Source organism: Microcoleus sp. Z1_A1, from assembly GCF_036700305.1.
Lineage (GTDB): Bacteria > Cyanobacteriota > Cyanobacteriia > Cyanobacteriales > Microcoleaceae > Microcoleus.
In genome coordinates this window covers 1-22013 of the sequence record NZ_JAUBOR010000069.1, presented here as the reverse complement: position 1 = coordinate 22013, position 22013 = coordinate 1, and the positions used below count along the sequence as shown (strand labels likewise).

Annotated in this window: 19 protein-coding genes and 1 pseudogene; 7 read left to right on the top strand and 13 right to left on the bottom strand. The window is 46.4% G+C overall.

The annotated features are described in order from the left end of the window. Positions 1-76: 76 nt before the first annotated feature. From QT973_RS25425 to QT973_RS25375, 11 genes and pseudogenes are all read right to left on the bottom strand, one after another. Complete coding sequence (locus tag QT973_RS25425) at positions 77-226, bottom strand: helix-turn-helix domain-containing protein (RefSeq protein ID WP_333056050.1); 150 nt, start codon at positions 224-226, stop codon at positions 77-79. A gap of 9 nt (positions 227-235) precedes the next feature. Further along, a pseudogene (locus tag QT973_RS25420) lies at positions 236-905 on the bottom strand (IS607 family transposase). A gap of 147 nt (positions 906-1052) precedes the next feature. Beyond that, the gene (locus tag QT973_RS25415; protein ID WP_333056049.1) at positions 1053-1781 is read right to left on the bottom strand and encodes a biopolymer transporter ExbD; all 729 of its coding nucleotides are present in this window, start codon (positions 1779-1781) and stop codon (positions 1053-1055) included. Between the two features lie 15 nt (positions 1782-1796). Next, positions 1797-2582 (bottom strand): MotA/TolQ/ExbB proton channel family protein, encoded by a 786-nt coding sequence (locus tag QT973_RS25410; RefSeq protein WP_333392473.1) that lies wholly within the window; start codon positions 2580-2582, stop codon positions 1797-1799. A 241-nt stretch (positions 2583-2823) separates the two neighbouring features. Then, entirely contained in the window at positions 2824-4074 is a 1251-nt protein-coding gene (gene rsgA / locus QT973_RS25405; RefSeq protein WP_333212569.1) for a ribosome small subunit-dependent GTPase A, read from the bottom strand. Then, entirely contained in the window at positions 4071-4361 is a 291-nt protein-coding gene (locus QT973_RS25400; RefSeq protein WP_333056046.1) for a sulfurtransferase TusA family protein, read from the bottom strand. The genes rsgA and QT973_RS25400 overlap by 4 nt, the downstream gene beginning before the upstream one ends. Before the next feature lie 291 nt (positions 4362-4652). After that, entirely contained in the window at positions 4653-5783 is a 1131-nt protein-coding gene (dnaJ, locus tag QT973_RS25395) for a molecular chaperone DnaJ (RefSeq protein WP_333056045.1), read from the bottom strand. A 132-nt stretch (positions 5784-5915) separates the two neighbouring features. Then, positions 5916-8057 (bottom strand): molecular chaperone DnaK, encoded by a 2142-nt coding sequence (gene dnaK, locus QT973_RS25390; protein WP_333392471.1) that lies wholly within the window; start codon positions 8055-8057, stop codon positions 5916-5918. A gap of 293 nt (positions 8058-8350) precedes the next feature. Beyond that, positions 8351-9145: a nucleotide exchange factor GrpE gene (gene grpE / locus QT973_RS25385; RefSeq protein WP_333056043.1), complete on the bottom strand. Its 795-nt coding sequence runs from the start codon at positions 9143-9145 to the stop codon at positions 8351-8353. 100 nt (positions 9146-9245) lie between these two features. Then, entirely contained in the window at positions 9246-9935 is a 690-nt protein-coding gene (locus QT973_RS25380; protein ID WP_333056042.1) for a transposase, read from the bottom strand. After that, complete coding sequence (locus QT973_RS25375) at positions 9925-10527, bottom strand: hypothetical protein (protein WP_333056041.1); 603 nt, start codon at positions 10525-10527, stop codon at positions 9925-9927. Before QT973_RS25375 ends, QT973_RS25380 begins: the two co-directional genes overlap by 11 nt. Before the next feature lie 1366 nt (positions 10528-11893). Here QT973_RS25375 and QT973_RS25370 point away from each other — a divergent pair. The 3 genes from QT973_RS25370 (at position 11894) to QT973_RS25360 (ending at position 16326) form a co-directional block, all read left to right on the top strand. Continuing rightward, positions 11894-13912, top strand: a complete 2019-nt coding sequence (locus QT973_RS25370) for a GspE/PulE family protein (RefSeq protein WP_333056040.1) — start codon at positions 11894-11896, stop codon at positions 13910-13912. A 94-nt stretch (positions 13913-14006) separates the two neighbouring features. Next, positions 14007-15104 carry a type IV pilus twitching motility protein PilT gene (locus QT973_RS25365; RefSeq protein WP_333056039.1) on the top strand — a complete coding sequence of 366 codons (1098 nt, stop codon included), beginning with the start codon at positions 14007-14009 and terminating at the stop codon, positions 15102-15104. 94 nt (positions 15105-15198) lie between these two features. Beyond that, complete coding sequence (locus QT973_RS25360; RefSeq protein ID WP_333056038.1) at positions 15199-16326, top strand: type II secretion system F family protein; 1128 nt, start codon at positions 15199-15201, stop codon at positions 16324-16326. Positions 16327-17036: 710 nt separating this feature from the next. On the opposite strand, the gene QT973_RS27120 is transcribed toward QT973_RS25360, so the two are convergent. Beyond that, entirely contained in the window at positions 17037-17195 is a 159-nt protein-coding gene (locus QT973_RS27120; RefSeq protein WP_445243020.1) for a transposase, read from the bottom strand. 171 nt (positions 17196-17366) lie between these two features. On the opposite strand from QT973_RS27120, the gene QT973_RS25355 reads away from it, so the two are divergent. Together QT973_RS25355 and QT973_RS25350 are read left to right on the top strand one after the other, a co-directional pair. After that, positions 17367-18488, top strand: coding sequence for a glycosyltransferase family 4 protein (locus QT973_RS25355; RefSeq protein WP_333341086.1), 1122 nt, complete (start codon positions 17367-17369; stop codon positions 18486-18488). An 11-nt stretch (positions 18489-18499) separates the two neighbouring features. Next, entirely contained in the window at positions 18500-18733 is a 234-nt protein-coding gene (locus QT973_RS25350; protein ID WP_333341089.1) for a hypothetical protein, read from the top strand. Positions 18734-18855: 122 nt separating this feature from the next. Here the strand turns inward: QT973_RS25350 and QT973_RS25345 are convergent, their stop codons facing one another. Then, on the bottom strand, positions 18856-19791 hold the full coding sequence (locus QT973_RS25345) for an exopolyphosphatase (protein ID WP_333341092.1): 936 nt from the start codon (positions 19789-19791) through the stop codon (positions 18856-18858). A 66-nt stretch (positions 19792-19857) separates the two neighbouring features. On the opposite strand from QT973_RS25345, the gene bioF reads away from it, so the two are divergent. Continuing rightward, a complete protein-coding gene (gene bioF / locus QT973_RS25340) occupies positions 19858-21030 on the top strand; it encodes an 8-amino-7-oxononanoate synthase (RefSeq protein ID WP_333341095.1) in 1173 nt (390 codons plus the stop codon). 286 nt (positions 21031-21316) lie between these two features. Next, the gene (gene pirA / locus QT973_RS25335) at positions 21317-21466 is read left to right on the top strand and encodes an arginine synthesis PII-interacting regulator PirA (protein ID WP_172185012.1); all 150 of its coding nucleotides are present in this window, start codon (positions 21317-21319) and stop codon (positions 21464-21466) included. Positions 21467-22013 lie beyond the last annotated feature (547 nt).

Here is a 22013-nt window from a genome sequence, read left to right as displayed (position 1 = left end):
TTACTTAAATGGCTTAATTGGTAGACCGCCAAAAACTGCACAAGTATAAATACTTATTGCAAAAGTGACATGCTCCCTATTTATTTGGCTTCAGTCCATCTTGATAAAGATTACTCCAAGTAGCCAAGCCCCAATTATAAGTAAACCTTGCTATTCCAGCGTGCTTGCTCATTATTGTGGCTTGACTTTTGCTTAGCTTTAGCTTTGTTTTGATGGACAGAAGCATTGTTCGACCTCAACACTGTATTTCTTGATTGCTCAATTTTGCCAGTTCTTGTACGGGCTTGTCAATAGCATTTTTTAGGTTTTCTTTGAGCTCTTTGGAGTAATTTCGTAGACCGTATAGACGGCAAGAGAAGCAGTGGATTATCGCCATCAAATCTTCTACTAATTCATGCTGGGGGGACAACGATAATTGATTGGCGACTACAATTTCGCATCCAACCGACGTGGCAAGCTCTTGGATGAATTCAAAAGCAAAGCGACACATTCTGTCTTTGTGTGCAATTACAATTATTGATATTTCACCTTTGAGCATTGACAGCATGATTGCTAGAAACTTTTTCCTTTTAAAATTTAGTCCGCCCCCAATTTCTGACACCCAATCATCGACTGTTAATCCTCGACAAGGGCAGAAAGCTTCCATTGCCAGCATCTGATTTTTGAGTTCCGGTTTCTGTCCACTGGACGAAACAAGGGCGGTAGACGACCGTTTTTCGGTTGGCTTCTATGGGCTTCAATCCGTTGGCTATCAAGAGATCATCTTCGGTGTAGAACCGATGACCTGACAGGGTGCGCAAGGCTTGCAACTTCCCTGAAACGTCCCAACGTTGGAGTGTTTTTACTGACAATCCCAGCTTTTTTGCGAAAACGCGCGAGCTTAAACAAAATGGTACACCGCATATTTGTCTATAAGTGTATCATTTTGTCTATTTATTCGCTACCTAGGGACTAGCTCTGTTCTCCCTTCTTCCTTCTCCCTTCTTCCGACGGACATCGGACTGACATCCGTTACATCCCTTACACAATCCGTTGCCGAACCTTCTTCCTAACTAATTGGAGGGCCCGCCATCTTGCGGTGGAGTGGCGACTCCAGGACTGAAATTGGGAGCAGCGGGTGCAGGCGAAACAGGAGGAATGCCCTGATTTGCCCCAAAGTTGCTAGGCTGCCCAGGAGCCGGGAGAGGGGATTGAAACTGATTCGGATTGAACTGCTGCTGCCCGGGAGCGGGGAGAGGGGATTGAAACTGATTGGGGTTGAACTGTTGCTGCCCCGGAGGCACAGGAGACGGCAGAGGTTGACCTGAATTGCCGATCGCAGGTGTCGCGGGAATGCCAGAATTGGGAAGCGAGGGATTGGGCAATGGGGAGGAAGCCGAACTAGGAAGAGTTGCCAGGGCAACTCGATCGCCCCCTACCTCTCTCAATTTGTCTAAAACCTCGACAACCTTGGCATATCTAGCATTTTGAGGAGCGTACAGCACCATCAACCCCGTAGGATTTTGGCTTTGGAAACTCTTTAAAACTCGATCGAGCTGTTGGTAATTAACAGGCAATTGGTCGATATAAGTTTGCCCGAAATCGTCAATGCTGACAATCAGCATCTCTCGCATCTGCGTTTGTCCAGTCTTCGCTTTAGGCAAATCGACATTAATGGCTTGCTGGCGAGTCAGTTGCAAAGCCGCCAGGAGAAAAAACGTCAGAATGCAAAATATCACGTCAATTAAAGGCACCAGTTCAATCCGAGCCTCTTCAGCAGGAGTATCTAGATTAATCTTCATTAGTTCTCAGGAGTTTTAATTATTAGAAGGAGAATCTTCAGCCGGATCGGAACCTTTCAATTTCGGCTCCCGATTCCGTTCTCCCGGTTCTTGAGAATTGAGAGAACGCCTGTTCAAACCATCTGCACCAAAAGAAGAATTGCTGTATTCAGCAGCGGGTGCTCGACCCTTAGCATTAGCAGCGGGCCAGTATTGCCTGTAAAGCAATTCCAGTTCATTTCCAGCTTTGCGAAATATTTTTGCCTGGTTGAACAAAAAAGCTTGAAATATCCGATAAAACACCAAGGTAAAAATTGCTACTACCATCCCAGTAGCAGTCGTAATCAGCGATTCGCCAATGCCCGATGTCACGCCACTCGTGGCCGCCGTGCCGATGTCGCCCAGACGGATGGAACTGAGCGAGTTAATCAAGCCCAGGACTGTTCCCAGCAAGCCCAGCAAAGGCGCCAGAGCGATCGTAGCTTCTAAGATTTTGTCGCCGCGGCGCATCGAAGCCAACTCTTCATCGGCTGCTGCTTCGAGTGCGAGTCGAAATAAATCTGGTTCGGGATTGTAGAGCCGCAGGGGTGCAGAAAGAAATCGCCCGATCGGCTGTCTGTTAGCTTGTCTGGCCATCTCGTTAGCCACCCCCCAATCGCTGCGAGCGGCTTCCAGAATGCGGCTAACTATCTGCTTTTCTTTGCTCAGGAGGCTTGCCCAAAACCACAAACGCTCGATAATTGTACTCAAAGATAAAATCGATAACACCAACAGGGGCCACATGGCGGGGCCGCCTTTTTGAAACAGTTCTTGAATATTCACAATATTTTTGCTCCTGCAGTACCCGCTAACTTTTGCTTCTGTTCTACTTTTTTTAACAAATCTAAGGCCATTTAATTTTAGCTATTAATGTACTCAGGACTTACGCACTCGCCACTAAAGAAAGCCGGTTTTGCGAACAGCCCCTTGGGGTGCAACTAAGTATTTTCGTCAAGGAAACCCGGTTTCTGGGTAAGTCTTGGTACGGTTTTCTAGTACCTACGGCCGATGGGCGGCGACTTCCTCACAATTCCTCTAAGTCTTGACACATATCTTGGAGTGACTGGTGTTGAAGGCGGCGGGAAGAGCGGCGATATTTTTTAGTTTGCAGCTTCGGTTCGTAATGCTGCGTACCATCCGACTTGGTTTGCTGCTTCAAACTCGATTCGGCGCTGCTGGAGTTTTGCAGAGCTTGTTCGCGGACGATCGCCTCTTCGAGAAACTGCAAGTAATACTCATAGCGCTCCCAACCCCCCCGCACGACACAGTTAGGCTCGTCTCGGTGCGAACAGTCGCTAAACTGGCAGCTACCCAAAGCCAGCCTCTGGCGCGCTTCTGGGAAATATTCCGCTAACTCGGACGGATCGCATTCGAGAGCCGGTTGATTAAAGCCCGGAGTATCGGCCAAAAGTCCGCCGCCGGGGAGTTCAAATAGTTCGACGTGGCGAGTCGTGTGGCGCCCGCGGCCGAGTTTGCCGGAAACAGCGTTCACTCGCAGATTCAGGGCCGGGATCAGTTGGTTGATCAAGCTGGACTTGCCAACCCCAGAAGGGCCACAAATTACCGTTATTCTTCCTTGCAGGTGGTCTAGAAGCAAGTTCGGCAACGGCATATGTACGGGATTTAACGGATGTAACGGCTTGACCGAATTTGGAAGGTGGGGGTTATCCTCATAAATCAGCAGAGATGGCTCTATTTTCTCCGCTAAGTCATTGAAATGCGGTTCCGAGGCAAAAATTTCATTTTGACCCTTAGCGGGGGCTTCATGAACTCCTAAACCGCTGCGGACGCTAATAAACATTGGTTCGTAGCCCCAGCCTGAAAGCCGATCGCGCCACTGTTCCAACTCATCGGGCGTGACCAAATCGCATTTGTTCAGGCACAAACTCACCTCTAAACCTGTAGATTCTGCCTTGACTAAAAACCGAGTTAATGATGCGGGATCTAAGTCTGGTTCGGCGAGGGCAAAAACCAGGAGAATGCGATCGGCATTAGCTACAGGCGGGCGGTTGAGTTCTGTTTGGCGGGGGAAGACTTCAGAAATTGCTCCCCGGCGGTCAGTCCAGTCCGGTTCGTCTACCACCACCCGATCGCCCACCATCACCTGTTGGCCAATTTTTTTGAGTCGAGTGCGACGAGTGCACAAGAGAATCGGAGAATCTGCAAGGGGGGCCTTTTCCCCGTCAATGGAGACTTCGGGATCTAACCTCACTTGGTAGAAGTTAGCCTGAACAGCAATTACAGTACCCACGATCGAGGGTGAATTCAGGCTCATCCTGCTTCCTGGTGTTCGGGGCGCTGCACTTTCATGGAAAAATAGCCCGACTCCGGCCCATCCGCGACAAATTGCGTTTCCAGAATCTGGTACCCTTCCATTTTCAGACTATCGGGCACTTGTTCGATCGGCTCCCCAGCATCCAGCCACACTTCCAAAACTGCTCCCGGTGCCATTTGCTCCAAGCGCAGTTTAGTGCGGACAAAATTCAGAGGACACGGAGTACCCCGCAGATCGATTTTGGCATCTGGGGATTTGGGATTTTCAATTTTCGATGTTGAATTCATAATACTTTTTGCAATCTCAAATCCTGAAAGCCGTAGTTTTTTAAACAAGTTGCCTGGAAACTGGAGAATCTAAAATTTTGTGTCCAATTGGACACAGACTGTTATTCTTTCTGAAAAAAGTGAGCGCAATTGCGCTCACTTTTTTGAGCGCTGCTGAAACGCAATGCCCAGGAAGCGTCCCACCTGAGATTTTTGTGAGCAATTCCACACAATTTTTTGACAAATACTAAAACCAATGGCTGGGGAATCCTGAAACAGGAAAATTTGACACCAATTGGTGTCAAAAATTGCTTATTTCTGAAACAAATTGCCCAGAAATCCTTCCAAACCGCCTTTACCAGTACGATCGCCCTTCAGCTTAGCAAGCTGCATCAGCAATTCCCGTTCCTCAGCCGTCACCTTAGTCGGAATGTCAATAGACACCGTAATCAAATGATCGCCGCGACTGACTGGATTTCCCAACCGAGGCACCCCTTTTTTCTCAAGAGTCAAAACAGTATTCGCCTGAGTTCCGCTAGGAATCAACAATTCCGTCGGCCCGTCTACGGTTTCCACTTCCAACCGGCACCCTAAAATTGCTTGCAAATAACTAATCTTAACTTCCGAGCTAACGTTAGTGCCGTCGCGCTTAAATAGCGGGTCTTCATTCACCGCCAAGAACACGTAAAGATCCCCAGGCGGCCCGCCCAGTTTGCCGGCATCCCCTTCATTAGAAACGCGCAAGCGAGTACCGTTGTCAACCCCAGCCGGAATTGTGATTTTCAGCTTTTTCATCACTTCTTTCTGGCCTCGGCCGCCGCAAGTTTCGCACTTGTCCTCAATCACTTGCCCGGTGCCGTTGCAAGTGGGGCAAACTGAAACTTGAGTAAAGCTGCCGAAAGGAGTGCGGGTAGCGCGTCGGACTTGACCACTGCCGGTACAAGTCGAGCAGGTTTGTGGTCTGGTTCCCGGTTTCGCGCCAGTCCCGGTGCAAGTTTCGCAGGTTTCTAGATGCTTGATGCGGAGTTCTTTTTCCCCACCAAACACTGCTTCTCGAAAATCCAGCCGCAAATCGAGGCGCAAATCGTCTCCGCGCACCGGCCCGCTGCGCCTGCGACCTTGCTGTTGTGGCCCACCGACGCCTCCCTGAAAGCCCTGAAAGAAGCTTTCAAAAATATCGGCAAAGCTGTCACCAAAGTCTTGGAACCCAGGCGCGCCTGCACCGCTGACGCCTGCTTCGCCGAAACGGTCGAAACGGGCGCGGGTTTCTGGTTCTGAGAGTACCTCGTAGGCGCGGTTAATTTCTTTAAACCGCTCCTCGGCACCGGATTCTTTGTTGACATCTGGATGGTACTTGCGAGCTAGGCGGCGGTAAGCACGCTTAATTTCTTCTTTGTCTGCGCTGCGAGAAACGCCTAATATTTCATAGTAATCACCGGCCATAGAGCTGCTTGCCTGGAGGTAAATAACAAAAAGTGTACGAAAAAGAAACGGGCTACCTTTCCTGAAATTACAGATTAAAAATCAAAAATTCTCATTGTTAATTTTTAACTTTTAATTTTTAGCTTTTCTGTTTTAAAGGAAAGGATTCATATCATCAACTTCTGGTTCGGGAACCTTCTGTTTTTGTTTTGACTGTGGACTTGACTGTGGATTTGACTGTGGACTTGACTGTGGATTTGACTGTGGACTTGGCTGTCGTTTTGACTGTCGCTCCGGCTTTGGTTCCGGCTTTGGTGCCGGCTTTGGTTCCGGCTTTGGTGCCGGCGGAGCTTGGGGCGCCACCAGCAGCTCTTCTTTCAGCAAAATGCTGTCGTCGTCCGCTTTAACCTCTTCTGGTTCTGATGATTCTACTTCTGACATCATCTCGCTTTCAACAACAGCTCCTGACGGGGCTACCCCGCTGCGGGCTTGGTCGTAGACTGCTGTCCCCAGCGAGTATAGCAGTTGCTTGAAAGATTCGATTGCGGGGGTGAGTTCCTCGATTGTGATGTCGGGGTTACTCATCGCTGCCCGCAAGGCTGCTGCGGCTGTTTCCGCTTCGGCCTTGAGCTCGTCACTCAGCAGTTGCGCGTTGGTTTTTAAAGTTACACCACAATTATAGACGAGGGAGTCAGCTTGATTTTTGAGTTCGACGAGTAGAGCGCGCTTGATGTCCTCGTCGGCGTAAAGTTCGGCTTCTTGTCGCATCCGCTCGACTTCGGTTTCGCTCAATCCCCCTGTATTGGAAATTTGGATGCTTTGTTCTTTTCCGGTTCCCTTGTCTTCAGCGGCAACTTTGAGAATCCCGTTGGCATCGATTTCAAAGGTAACTTCGATTTGAGGTACGCCGCGGGGGGCTGGGGGAATGCCTTTGAGCAGGAACTTGCCGAGACTTTTATTGTCTTTAACCAATGCCCGCTCGCCTTGGAGGACGTGAATTTCTACCGAGGTTTGCCCGTCTGTCGCCGTGCTGTACATTTGCGATCGGCTCGTGGGAATAGTTGTATTGCGATCGATTACTTTGGTAAACACCCCGCCCAAGGTTTCGAGTCCCAGGGAGAGCGGCGTCACATCGAGCAGCAGCAAGTCTTTGACTTCACCACCCAACACTCCGGCTTGAATTGCCGCGCCTACCGCTACAGCTTCGTCGGGATTGACGGATTTATCGGGAGAAACGCCCCCAAAATACTTGCTAATTGCCTGTTGAACTGCCGGAATCCGGGTTGAGCCTCCCACTAAAATAATTCTGTCTATGTCTTTGGGGGTCAAACTTGCGTCTTTGAGGGCTTGAGTCACCGGATCGATCGTCGCTTGCACCAAATGAGCCACCAGTTTTTCAAACTGAGCTTTGGAGAGTTCCATTTCCAAATGCTTCGGCCCTTTTTCGTCAGAAGAGATGAAGGGCAAATTGATTGAGGTGGATTCCCGGTTGGAGAGTTCGATTTTTGCTTTTTCGGCAGCTTCTCGGAGGCGCTGCAAGGCCATTTTGTCTTGTGAAAGGTCACTGCCTTCTTGAGTGCGGAAAGCTTCTACCAGCCACTGCACTATGCAGTCGTCAAAGTCATCTCCTCCGAGATGGTTGTTACCGGAGGTAGCGTTGACTTCAAAAATTCCGTCTCCCAGTTGCAGGATCGAAACGTCGAAAGTACCGCCGCCCAGGTCAAAGACCAAGATTTTCTGTTCTATATTTTGCTTGTCCAGCCCGTAGGAAAGGGCTGCAGCCGTCGGTTCGTTGACGATCCGCAGGACTTCTAGGCCGGCGATCGTACCGGCGTCTTTAGTAGCTTGCCGTTGGGCGTCTGTGAAGTAAGCTGGCACTGTAATCACGGCTTGTGTAACCGTTTGTCCCAAATAAGCTTCAGCATCTTGCTTGAGCTTTTGGAGTACCATTGCCGAGATTTCTTGGGGAGTGTGAACCTTGTTCCGAATTTGGACGTTAACGGTATCGTCTTTGCCTTTTATGCAGGTATAGGGAGTCCGCGCTCGTTCTTCTTCCGTGTCGTCCCACCGCCGTCCGATAAATCGTTTGATACTGTATACAGTATTTACAGCATTAGTTACAGCTTGCCGCTTGGCTAGTTGACCTACTAAGCGATCGCCCGCCTTGCCGAATCCTACTATACTCGGAGTTGTGCGACCGCCCTCGGAATTGGCGATCACGACGGGTTTACCGCCCTCTAACACAGCTACGCAACTGTTAGTTGTGCCTAAGTCAATTCCAATAATTTTTCCCATAGCGCCTCATAAAACTTTGTGGGATGTTTGGAAACCTCCAACTACAGGTTGGGGGAGGAAAAACGACTCAGCTTGTTTAAACAAGCATTACCAGACTAGATTTGTAGGAAATAAACTTGATGTCCTAAAGCAATATCAAAGACCGGTAAAAACATTTTTCAGAATTTTTGGATAAAGCGCTGACGTGCTTTTAGTCATCTTTAATTAATAAGTTGGTGAGTCTGCCACCTGGGCACCCCCGAATAGAATTCGGGGGTAAGTGACTTTAAGGAATGCAGTAGCTTGTATCCCGATTAACTTTCCGAACTATCGGGATTTTCATCTGAGGCTACCACAGATAGCCCAGCCGCTGCAACTTTCACTTTGGCGTGCCGCAAGACGCGATCGCCCAGAATGTAGCCGCGTTCTAGTTCTTGGATAATTGTGCCTTCCTCGTGTTCGTCAGTTGGCTCGCTGAGTAGAGCTTCGTGGATGTTGGGGTCAAACTGTTCGCCTTCGGGCCGCATCGGAGAAACCCCGATTTGCTTGAGGCTATCTACCATTTGCTTGTAAACACTTTGGTAGCTTTTGTGAATGTTCATTTCGCCGTCGGTTTGCGGCTTGATGTGCGATCGAGCGCGCTCGAAATTGTCAATTACCGGCAACAGGGGTTTAATCGTGAGACACCTTGCCTGTAAATCTAGCTCTTCTTTTTCCTTTTGGGTACGCCTGCGGAAGTTCTCAAAATCTGCTGCTAGGCGGAGATTTTGATTTTTCAGTTCTTCTAGTTGAGCCGATGTGGCTTGCAACTGAGTTTTTAAAGCCTCTTTTTCATCGTTGGCCTGGGCCAGTTCCTTCTTCCAAGGCTCCGCCCCGTCTGCAGTCGGGCTGTTGGTGGAACTGCCGGTGATGGTATCCCCGGATGCGTTTGCTGGCGGGCGATCGCCTTGAGAACTTTGATAAGCTCGAGCAAGTTCGAGCTCCCAATCCGCCGATTCGTTCGAGTTTCCTGATGCCGCCGGATTTTCGCTTGCCATTGGCGAACCCTCTGGGGTGGTTTCCCCAGTTGAGTTAGGATCTTGATCTTGCTGTTTTTCCTCGTCAATCATAAAAGCTGCGCGACAGAACCCTATCAATTCTAGCAGATACAGTTAACCCGGTAAATCTAGAGGACTCGAATTTACTGTGTATCAATACTCCGGACAGTTTTTAAGCAGCCAAAGTACCATAAGACAAGACTGAAGGAAGGTTGGGGTGATTTAAAATCAAATCCGGGTCTAAATCTAACTTATCAATAAAGGTACAAAGTAGATGCTTATTGAATTCTAGGCGTTTATAAGAAGCCATTGAAAACACAAACGATTTGGCAGATGAATGACAACTAGAGAGTTGATATTTGGCTAAATTTAAGGCAATCAGACTGGCATTAAAATGAAAATCCAGCCGTGGTAAATGACGAGCTTGACAATCAGATAATCCCGTAAATTGTTTAGCATCACGAAAAATAAATTCGATTTGAAAACGAGCCTGATAATATTCAACAATTTGCTCAGGTGGTAGATGAATATCAGTGCTAAATAATAAAGCATTTTTGATTTTGCCGTTGGATTGAACTTCAGAGATACAAGCCCACCTAATTTGGCAATTCAAACAACAACTCCAGACGACCAATGTATATAATGAAACCCCCGGTTTTATGTATTTGACAAAGTTAAGACGACTCAGGTCTTGACAGTCAACCTTACCATCATATTTTCGAGGAGCTCCCAGTTTATTTTGTTCGCCTGTATAAAGATAGCGTAGGTTGGCATCAACTCTTAGCTTGCCAATAAAGTCTAAATTCAACTCCCGCACAGCATCCCAGAATTTAGAGCGATAATAATAGCCATCAGCGACCATTTGGACGTACAGAAGTTGGGAAGAAACAACGAGTATTCTTCAAGTGTTTTGCATAGTCATCAACCCTTGTGATGTCAGGCGTTGAGCTGTGAGACTCCTGTTTTTTACGAGATTTCTTTGACCTGCTATTCTTCGGTTTTTGTGGCAGTTTTTTCACGGGCTTTATTTGAGGACGTGATGGAGTTTGTTGCACGCTTAAGCTATAAGATAAACGACTCTCAATTTCGACAATAGAAATTACAGAAATTTCCAAACCCTGTTCCGATTTCCCCGCTACACCATTATAAAAATAACCCTTGCCGTCAGTTTTTTTGCCACTTTTTTTTAAAAAAGAACAATCAATAACAGCAATGACTGTGTGTTCAGGATTTAAGGATTGTTCGAGGAAATATTGATTGAATTGTGGAAAGTTAAAGCTTTTGAGAAAGTGACGACGATAGGTTTTTTCACTCAAACAACTATAACGACTGAGATTCGTGAAGTTGACCTTGCCATAGCTCAGTAAAATAGTTGAGAATAAAGTGATTAAAAACTTCTTTTGGGGTTGACTAATCCCTGGCATTTGTTGTAAGATGGATTCCATAATGTTCATAAGGCAATCTGTTGAGCTTGTGTGTTTTTATAGCTTAACCTAAAAGAGTGCCTTTTTTTCTGTTTATTTTGGGTTCAGATTGCACTCACTTTTTTCACTTCTCTATTTTATTGCGATCCTATCCCTCTTTAAAAACTGTCCGGAGTATTGGTGTATGGCACAATGTGAAAAGAGGAAGTCTCGCCCGACCTGGAGACATTGCTCAAAGCTTTCCCTAAAATATTCAAAGCCCCGTTTAAATATTTAGGTATAATATTATGGCATTAATAGGGCCAATCCAATGTTTGTTGGTTCCTCATTTTTAATTAACGCGATCGCATTTACAACTTTTATAAGTATATTTTGCGGTTAAGTCTACTACAATATTTCCCATTTAGGAGGCTTGATGTTTCAAGGTTTACTTAAAACGATAGGGAATTAAAGTTATCATCGGTCACGCTGTTTTATTCGCAAGCTGACACTGCCATTTTTTACCATTTGCTGAGTTTGCCAAGTGGGGAGAAAAAGAAATTTGTATTGAGGAACTAAATAGTTAGGTGTGTGCTTGTGTAACTCAGACACTAGGTTTTTAATCTTGATGCGAATTGGGGGCGTGGTTTTTCAGAGTCAATAACGCCGAAGTTTCTTGAAGTGTGGAATTTTTGCCATTCAAATGATAGATATTAGCGGGTATGGCGACGATACTCATCTTTAGATAATATGGATATCTAATGGGCATCTTTCCAACATTTCTGAACCGTAAAACTTAGATCGCAAAGGTTCGGAAACCAGGGTATAATCAAAGTAATATTTACTGACCCAAAACTAGAGTTGCTCAAAATTTGCCCTGGGGGCTCATGCAGCCGACGATCGGGCAGTGACAGATCGCAGATAATTAATCAAAATATATTTCAAAAGGGCGATCGAGGCTTTCGTAAAAGCTATCATCACAGAACATAGCTCATCTTTAATTTAGTACAGCTAACCGCGCCACCACGGGCGCTGTAATTTGAGCAAACAATTTGGGAAAATAGAATTAGCCTGGGAGGGGGACACACCCCGCCCCGCTTTTCTCTCCCGGTACGGGGAACCCCCAAGTGATGTGCCCTGACGCTATAACGAGAGTATCCCGCAAGTTAATCAGGTAAGTAAGCAACTTAGCACTCAACGAACAAGATTTGATTGCAAGCACCGGCAAATCCCTCCAACATCTCGTCAATTTGTGGACGAAGCTTAGAGGGGACTGCGAGCTTACACTTGAGAGATAGGGATTGAGCAAGAAAATGATAGCTGATCCATAAGCAAAGAATACGGGGGTTAAAACCCCGCCTTGGTTTTCCTCTCAGCACTCTTTGTGACTGAGTTTCCCACCTATTGAGTGTTTTTTATGACTAGCACATCCCCGCTTCGCTCCACATCCAGCCCCACATCGATAGTTGCTCTAAGCACTTTTACTCCGGCTCTCACCAAGATGATTCTGTCGGGTTACGTCAACGGCGAGCAAGTGAAGCAAGCTCAAATTGAAAGCCAGAAGTCGGGCAAGCGTTTGACGGAGGTATTAGAAGCACTTACCGGGCAGCCGTTACCCCCAGAATTGCTGCGACTTTACAAGAAGCAGCAGATGTTTGAACGGAAGATAGTCTACGGCGTTGAAGCATTTGACCCGGAGATGAGCGAAATGTCTAACGAGCAACTCGGAGTTATGCTCGACGCATTGAAGATTTCGATCGACATTTGTCACCAAGGTCGGTTTTTACCCGTAGCGAAGACTGAAACTGAGCCTGCGGCGGTTTTAGTGGCAATGGTAGATCCCGACAACCTCAACGCCATAGAAGATTTGCGGCGGATTTTACAGCCTCACGGCTTGGCTTTGCAGCGGCGAGTGATTACGCCGGACGACTACCAGGACATTACTTCTGCTTATCAAGACGAACAAGTTAAGAGGGAAGCTAAAAAAGCTGAAATCGAAAAGCAGAGAAAGATGGATTTAGGGGAGGGAGATTTTGGCGAGCTCTCGCTAGTAGAGGAGAGCACCGACCAAGAAGACCTCGCTAACACCTTGGACGATGCAGAGGCTGCTCCCGTAATTAAGGCCGTCAATATCATTTTGGCGAAAGCTTTGTCGGAAAAGGTGTCTGACATCCACGTAGAACCTCAAGAAGAGTTCATGCGGATTCGGATGCGGAAAGACGGAGTGCTGCAAGAGTATTTCCGGTTTCCCAAGCAGGTAGTCCAATCGATTACCGCTCGTTTCAAGATTATTGCCAACCTGGATATTGCCGAACGCCGACAAGCTCAAGACGGGCGCATCCGCCGGGTGTTTGAGGGACGCACGGTGGATTTCCGGGTCAACAGCTTGCCTTCCCGGTACGGTGAAAAAATCGTGCTGCGGATTTTGGACAGTTCCAGCACTCAGTTGGGTTTGGGTTTGTTAATCTCCGACGAAGAAACTCTGGCTTTAGTGCGAGAGAGTGCTAGCCGTCCGTTCGGACTGATTTTGGTGACGGGGCCGACGGGTTCGGGCAAGTCAACTACTCTGTACTCGATTCTGGCGGAACGGAACGATCCGGGGGTTAATATCAGTACGGCGGAAGACCCGATCGAATATGCTTTGCCAGGAATTACCCAATGTCAAGTAATTCGGGAAAAAGACTTGACTTTTTCCAACATTCTGCGGGCTTTTTTGCGGCAAGACCCTGACGTGATGCTGGTGGGGGAAACGCGGGACAAGGAAACGGCAAAAACTGCTCTGGAAGCTGCTTTGACGGGACACTTGGTGCTGACGACGCTGCACACGAACGACGCGGCCGGGGCAGTGGCGCGTTTGGCCGAAATGGGCGTAGAACCGTTCATGGTTTCGGCCGCTCTGTTGGGCGTGTTGGCTCAACGTCTGATGCGGCGCGTTTGCGACAAATGCTGCATTCCTTACCAGCCTACTGCAGCAGAACTCGGCAAGTACGGTCTGTCGGCTTCTCAAGAAATTGATCTAACTGTTTACAGAGCCAACACTATACCCGTGGAGGAAAGGAAGGAACTCGCAGACAACGAGCAACTTTGTCGGAAGTGCGGCGGCCTAGGCTACAAAGGACGGGTAGGGGTTTACGAGTTCCTGAAAAATACTGAGCGGCTTCAAACTCTGATCACTCAAGGAGCTCCCACAGAGCAAATTAAGGAAGCAGCAGTAGAAGAAGGGATGAAAACGCTGCTTGCTTACAGCTTGCAGTTGGTGCGGGAAGGCGCGACTACCTTTGAAGAAGTCGAGCGGGTGACGTTTACAGACTCTGGGCTGGAGGCTGAAATGAAAGCCAAACGCAAGCAGGGACTTACCTGCAAGACTTGTCAGGCGGAATTGAAGCCGGAGATGCTTGATTGTCCGTACTGTTTGACTCCGCGCTTTTTGGATTGATTCAGCAGTTAACTGTTGACTATTAACTGTTGACTCTTAACTGAGCTAGATTGGTCAATAACTATCATATCAATTCGATCGAGGAGAGGTATCTATGGGTCTGATGATTGAAGACGTACTGGAGTCCCTGGTAGAGCAAGGGGGTTCGGACATACACATCCAAGCGGGCGCGCCTATATTCTTCCGAGTCAGCGGTAAACTAACTCCTCAGACGCAATACGGAGACATTCTGTCTGCTGAGGAAGTGCAGATCCTAATTTTCCAAATGCTCAACAATATGCAGCGCAAGCAGTTGGAAATGGAGTGGGAACTCGACTGCGCTTACGGCGTTCGGGGATTGGCTCGGTTCCGGGTAAATGTCTACCGGGAACGGGGTGCTTGGGCTGCTTGTATGCGGGCTCTGGCTTCTAAGATTCCTAACGCAGATGCTTTAGGCGTGCCACAGGTTTTGCGGGATATGACGGAAAGACCCAGGGGTATGCTGTTGGTGACGGGACAAACGGGTTCCGGGAAAACTACTACGATGGCGGCTTTGTTGGATCTGGTCAACCGGACGCGGGCGGAACACATTCTAACCGTTGAAGACCCGATCGAATACGTGTTTCCCAATGTCAAGAGTTTGTTTCACCAGCGCCAAAAGGGCGAAGATACTAAGAGCTTTGCTAATGCTCTGAAAGCTGCTTTGCGCGAAGATCCTGATGTAATTCTCGTGGGGGAAATGCGGGACTTGGAAACGATCGGTCTGGCAATTTCGGCGGCAGAAACGGGTCACATGGTGATGGGAACGCTGCACACTAATTCGGCGGCTGCAACTATCGATCGGATTTTGGACGTGTTCCCGCCCATTCAACAACCCCAGGTTCGCGCCCAGGTGTCTAACTCTTTGGTGGGAATAGCCAGCCAAAATTTGGTAATAAAAGTTGGGGGCGGCCGCTGCTGCGCTATGGAAATCATGGTAAATACTCCAGCTATGGCTAACTTGATCCGGGAGGGAAAAACTCCGATGATTTACTCCCAAATCCAAATGGGGGCAAAATTGGGTATGAGGACGATGGAAATGGCCCTCGCTGAACTTTACAAGAGCGGTAAAGTCACTTGGGAATCGGCAATGGCCAAGGCTTCTAAGGCTGACGAACTCGAACGCTTGATCGGCCCGGCACCGGTTGGTAGCGCCCCGGTAAAAGCTCATTAGTTCCGTCAGCAGTCATTAGTCAGGAGTTCGCAGGCTGAATTAATGACTGATGACTGATGAGTCATAACTTTTAATAAATTTTCAGAGGTGAGCTGTGGCTACCAACGTTATCCGCCAAAAACCGAAAGGTGGCTTTGATTTCAGTAAGATTCAGGAGCAAATTGAATATAACCTTACCAGCCTTACTGTTAAGGATATGGCTATTTTTGCTCGTCAGTTTGCGGCTATGTTTAATGCAGGGGTGGCGATCGTTCGATGCCTTTCCGTGCTGCACGAGCAGTGTTCTAATGCTAAGCTGAAGCGAGCGCTCAGAAGCATGAATGCTGACGTTCAGGAGGGGATAAACTTGGCAGAGGCGATGGCTAAGTTTCCTGATGTGTTTGACCAACTGTTTATCAGTATGGTGGCGGCGGGAGAAGTCGGGGGGGTACTAGATGAAACCCTAGACCGTCTGGCGGTGATGATGGAAAAAAATCACAAGACGGAATCCGAAATTAATTCGGCTATGTCTTATCCGAAGACGGTGCTTTCCATCGCGATCGTGATTTTTTTCGCAATGACCATATTCTTGCTACCAACTTTCGCTAAAATCTTTAAGGATATTGGTGCAGATTTGCCGGCTTTTACGGTGATGATGTTGGCAATTAGTTCATTTTGTACCGCTTGGCCTCCGATTCAACAGGTGACAGTTATTGGGGTAATTATAGCGCTAAAAATTGCCTTCGATATGTACTACAAAACTCCCATAGGTCGCCTACAAATTGATAGAATTGCGATGAAATTGCCGGTGTTTGGCGATTTGATCGAAAAATCTGCGGTGGCTAGGTTTTGCGTGATATTTGGGTCGCTGACGCGATCGGGCGTGCCGATTCTCAATTCTTTGGAAATTGTGCGAGATGTGGCGGGAAATCAGGCGATATCTAATGCGATCGAATATGCGAGACAGGAAATTCAAGGCGGCGGCATGATCAGTATTGCTTTGCAAGAACAAGCTGTTTTTCCGTCTTTGGCCATCCAAATGATGGCAATTGGCGAGGAGACAGGGGAACTTGACAAGATGCTGATGAAAGTTGGCGCTTTCTACGAAACGGAAGTGGAAGAAGCAGTAAAAGGACTTACCAGTATGCTAGAACCTCTGATGATTGTGGTCGTCGGTGGTATCGTAGGTTCAATTTTGCTGTCGATGTATCTGCCGATGTTCGCAGTCTTCCAGAAGCTGTAAAAAAGTGCTAATTAGTTATTAGTTATTAGTTAGTAACAATTAACGCCTGACCAATGACTATTTCAATCTTTCCCAGGCTCTGCCTGGGCAGACTTTTGGAGGAGGCACATCCTCTATTAAAAGGAGAAAACAATTTGGAGGCTCTGCCTCCAAATCTTCATTACCAGGGTCTTCCCATTGGTGACAAATTACGAAAATGTCACAAAAGTCAAGTAGGATAGGTAGACCGATTTAACTGCTGCCTAATCCTGGCTTTACGCTCCAGGGTAAACGCATCTTAATTGGAACCCCAAATATGCTACAGTTAAATCCGAATAAATTTAAATGTAGTTATTGTCGTTGATGGATGCTATCAATGGCAAAAGGTTTTACTCAAACTTTAACTCACCAACCAAAACAAACAGATTCATTGCCTTCGGTGAATATTATATTAAATGGCAGGTTTTTAGAATATTTTGCCAATTTGAACTACCCCAGAATAGAAAGAATAAAAAAAGTTACTCAGAGATATTACAGCGTAATCGCATCTTAATTAAGGTATAATGGTGAGGGAAATTTTTAAAACATTTGACAGCATCATTCAAGCGCAGCTCGTAAACTAAGGAAGAAAAATTGAGTGTGATGCTGATAGCCAGCTAAGCACGCTCGCTGGGGTTCCACCTAGTTGATTTATCTCCATCACGTGCTCTTGCCTAGGGCGTGTTTTCAAACTATAACCACAACAGAATGCAGGCGATCGCGATCGTGGCTGTATAATTGGCAGGCAGCTTCTCATATCGAATAGCGCTCCGACTCCATTGCTTGAGTCGCTTGATAGCACGTTCAACAATGTTCCGTTGCCGATAGATTTCACGGCAGCCTTTTTCCATCTGCCTCAGTGAGAGATACCTGCCGGGAGTCCATTCCCAGTTTAACTACTTGTTGGTGGCCCATCCCGTCTCCACCGCAGCCCTGCCTCTGGCAGGTGCATTTTATGTCATTTGTCAAGTACAATTTATACCAAATTAGATGCGATCGCCCTGCACTAATAACCCATAAATATGGTTCACTTTAACGTTGCCTTTCAACACTTTAACTCCTTCACCGACATTACCCTATCCCTGGCCAAAACTTTAGACCAAATGGGAATTCCTATTTCGGTCGAACCTTCAACAATAGCCTCTCATCTCAGCCGCCATTCCACAGCAGAAGAAAACGACCTGCTAGCGAAGTGGATGAACACCACACCCTCAGATTTATTTCATATCAAATGGTCTCATTATTGGAAACCTTATTTTTTAAAAGAACTCAACGGACATCTCAACTTAGAACTTTTTGCAATCAATTACGAATTCGCCAAAAACCATGATGATTATGATTACTGGATTTACGATGCTGTTAACACTTCATCCCACAAGCTAGCAGTCAGCCAATATTCTAAAAACGTTTTAATAAAAGCTGGCTGTCCGGCGGCTAACGTATCAGTTATGCCTCTAGGTTTCAATCCTTTAATCTCGCAACTATATTTTCCCAGACCGCAAAAAACCCAAAAAGATGTAAAGTATATTCTGCACATGACCAATTCTTTTGATTTGTATAGATTTGGCACGGATCTGGCAATTCAAGCTTTTTGTGAAGAGTTTAAAGATGATTCTAACGTAGAGTTAATTATCAAAGATGGTGGCAAAAATCCTGATGTTATAGTGGAACACCTCGTAAATATCGAAAAACAATTCGGCAAGTTCAAGTCAAAAGTTCAGGTAAAGCATAAATTTTGTACTAAAGCAGAACTAGCTGATTTATACTTGTCAGCAGATGCTTTTTTAGCACCCTTTCGCGGCGAGGGTTTTGCGATTAAAATTTTGGATGCCTTTGCAGCAGGTTTGCCCGTTGCTATGACTATGTACGGCGGCCCGACTGAGTACGCCAATGCTGATAACTGCTATCCCATTGCTTACGATCTAGTTCCCGTGGGAAAGTGTTACGATACTGAGTATCTAAAAATCAGAAATGCTCCTCATTGGGCCGAGCCAAATGTTCAGTCGGTTCGCGAACAGTTGCGAAAAATTGTTGAAGACCCGATGCGTTTTCAGGTAGCTCAAAAAGCTAAAGAGACGGCAGATTTATTTAATTGGGAAGCTGCTGCTCAAAAATTGCTAAGATTAATGCGAAAGTTGTTTTAAGAGCAGAAATTATGGGACTCGAACGCAAAATGTTTAGGGGAATGTTTTCACCCGGAGAAGTGGTACGATTAAAACAGCCTTGTTTTACTCCCGGCCGATTGTTTGAGCCAGGAAAATATAACGCTGATGAGTTGCCGGATATCGCTTTTGATATGGGTTTGGTAGACCATTTGCCACCAGTCAAAGGCAAAAGTTCAGAAAGTCTCAATGTTCAGAACCCGCCAGATCAAAACCTTGAGGACTAAACTCCCGTTTGCAGTAATGAGTTCAGTCCTAAAAATCCCCGTTTGTAGTAAGGACTTTAGTGCTCAAATTAAAATAAATAATCAAAGACTCAAGTCCTGACTGCCAAAAAGATAAAGCCCATTTAATCATTTTGCTCTATCTGGGCAATTAACTCTTTCAAAACTTGACTAGCTTTATCGTTCTCAATCTGACAAGTTCCGGCATTCTGGTGGCCACCACCCCCATATCTTAACATTAACTCCCCAATATTAGTTTTAGAAGTTTTGTTAAAGATTGACTTGCCAACTGCGAAAACAGTATTTTGTTGTTTCAGTCCCCAAAGTACGTGAATTGATATATTGCATTCGGGGAACAAAGCATAAATTACAAAACGATTACCCGCATAAATCACATCTTCGTTACGCAAATCCAAAACAACTAAATTATTATATACTTGGGCGCAGCGCTGTATTTGCTCTTTAAACTTTTCTTCTTGCTCGAAGTAGAGGTCTACTCTTTCTTTCACATCAGGAAGCTGCAAGATTTCCTCGATGGTATGATTTTTGCAGTAATCGATTAACTGCATCATTAACTGATAATTGGAAACCGTAAATTCTTTAAACCTTCCCAAGCCGGTTCGGGCGTCCATTATGAAGTTTAACAGCACCCATTCTTGCGGATGCAGAACCTCTTCTTGGGAAAATTGAGCGGAATCTGATTTGTCAACGGCCGTCATCATCGCCTCAGAAATATCAGGAAACTTTGCTTGGCCTCCATAATATTTGTACAATACCCTAGCAGCAGAAGCTGCATAGGGATCGATGATGTGGTTAATTTTGATTTTCTCGTGTCTAAGAGTTTCGCTGAAATGGTGATCGAAAGCTAGATGAACTCCCTCAACATAGGGTAAATTGGTGCTAATATCGTTATTTGTTATTTCGATTTTCCCATCCTGCATATCTTTAGGATGCACGAATTTAATCTCGTCGATCATATCGAGTTCTTTGAGCAAAACTGCACAGACTAGACCGTCAAAATCGCTGCGGGTGACTAATCTGTATTTTTTAGTGAGTGGCATATGCTTCTGTGATAGGGAGGAACTGATCACCAGCTAATATAACGTATTACCCGATCGCTGGACAATATGAACACAGACCCTTACGCTTGGATAGAGAAGGCCCTGGACACAGTTCGCCGTGCCGATTGGTATCGATCGCCACAATCGATCGAAAGTTCCCCTGGGCCTGTGGTAAAGTTAGCAGGCCACAGCCTGATTAACTTTGCCAGCAACGATTATCTGGGACTTGCGGGCGATGACAGGTTAATTGAAGCTGCTATAGCTGCAACTAAGGAATTTGGTACGGGTGCGACGGGTTCGAGGTTGGTCAGCGGACACCGCGATTTGCACCGACAGTTAGAACAAGCTATTGCTAATTTAAAACAAACTGAAGATGCTTTAGTATTCAGTTCGGGATATTTGGCGAATCTAGGGGCGATCGCATCCGTTGTCGGCAAGCGCGATTTGATATTATCTGACAAGTACAACCATTCGAGCCTGAAAAACGGAGCCACACTCAGCGGTGCAACTGCCCTAGAGTACAGTCACTGCAATCTTGAGGATTTAAAAGCCAAGCTAGAGCAAAATCGCGCAAGGTATCGCAAGTGTTTAATTATTACCGATAGCGTCTTTAGCATGGATGGGGACTTGTGTCCGCTACCACAGTTGTTGGCTGTGGCCGAAACCTTTAACTGCATGGTATTAGTAGATGAAGCTCATGCTACGGGAGTTTTCGGTGCTAGCGGTGCCGGTTGTGCAGAACATTTCGGGTGTACGGGAACACCACTGATTCAAGTGGGGACACTCAGCAAAGCTTTGGGAAGTTTAGGTGGTTACGTTGCGGGATCTGCTGCTTTAATTGATTTTCTGCGTAATCGAGCTGCGAGTTGGATTTATACTACAGCATTGACGCCTGCTGACGCGGCTGCTGCTTTAGAAGCTGTGAGGATTGTACAGCAAGAACCAGAACGCCGAGTTCGGTTGCGACAAAATATCGAAACTTTCAAATATTGCGCGATTACCAATTACCAATTACCAATTAGTAATTCCCTCTCCCCAATTTTCACTCTTCCGTTAAAAGATGCAGCCTCCGCTTTAACAGTCGGCAGCAAACTCAAGGAAATGGGTATTTTTGCTCCAGCGATTCGGCCTCCGACTGTCAGCGTGAGTCGAATTCGGATTTCGCTGATGGCAACTCACGAGCTCGCACACCTTCAGCAGTTGGTAGAGGCGCTGAAGCAAGTTTTGAGTTTTGACTAAATGTTGAGTGCGTACCGCGCACCGCTTGACTAAATGTAAATGTTGGGCCTAAAAGCATCGGGCCTAAAAGCATCGGGCATCAGCCTAATGACTAATGACTACTGACTAATGACTAATGACTTCTGATTGTCAAGATATCGCTATTGACTTATGACCAATCTTATACAGGAGTTTGGTCGATCGGTCAACAACTGTAAATTTTTTGTAAATTTAGATACTTTTTGGAATTTAGCGCTATATTAGAGAAGTAGCAGGTACACCAAATTTAATATAAGGAACGTCCACCATGAACACAAATCGTCAAAACGTAAAAAAAGTAGCAGAAACCCACCGCGCTAACATTCACAAGCAACTGATGCACCGCATAGAAGTAGCGAGATCCAGTGGCAATCAAGATTTGGTTCGGGTGCTTGAAGAGGAAATGAGACAGCTTTAAAGAAGCTGGAACTAGAATTTGCCGTAGTTTGGTTTAGAGGGTTGTGCGAGAAATGCAGAATTCCGGCAACCGCTACCTGTGAAGTTTTGACTCCTCTCTTAGTTGGTAGGAAAAATCCCGGTTTTTTAAAGAAACCGGGATTTTTTATTGAGAAGGAAGAAGAAAGAGGGAACACTCCTGCACGCACAAACTCTATCTGTAGAGTGCGCCTCGTCCCCAAGAGATTTGCCAAAAATAGAATGTTATGTCGGTAAGTTGAATCAGGTATTTATGAATTTGCTGAGCTATGCGATTCATGCCTTGAATTGCTATGACCAAAAACGCGCCTCGGAGCAAATTAAAAATGACCATAGTAGGATTACGATTTGTACTTATATGCTGAATTAGGATGGGGTAAGAGTCGGTGTGAAAGACAGGCTGGGAATAACAAGGGAGGTAAGGAATGAGAATTAAATAACTTCCACAAGTTTGTGGGATGGGCCTAAGAGCCCGTCCTTTTTGGACGGGCTCTTAGGCCCATCCCACAATAACAATTAAAATTGTAAGT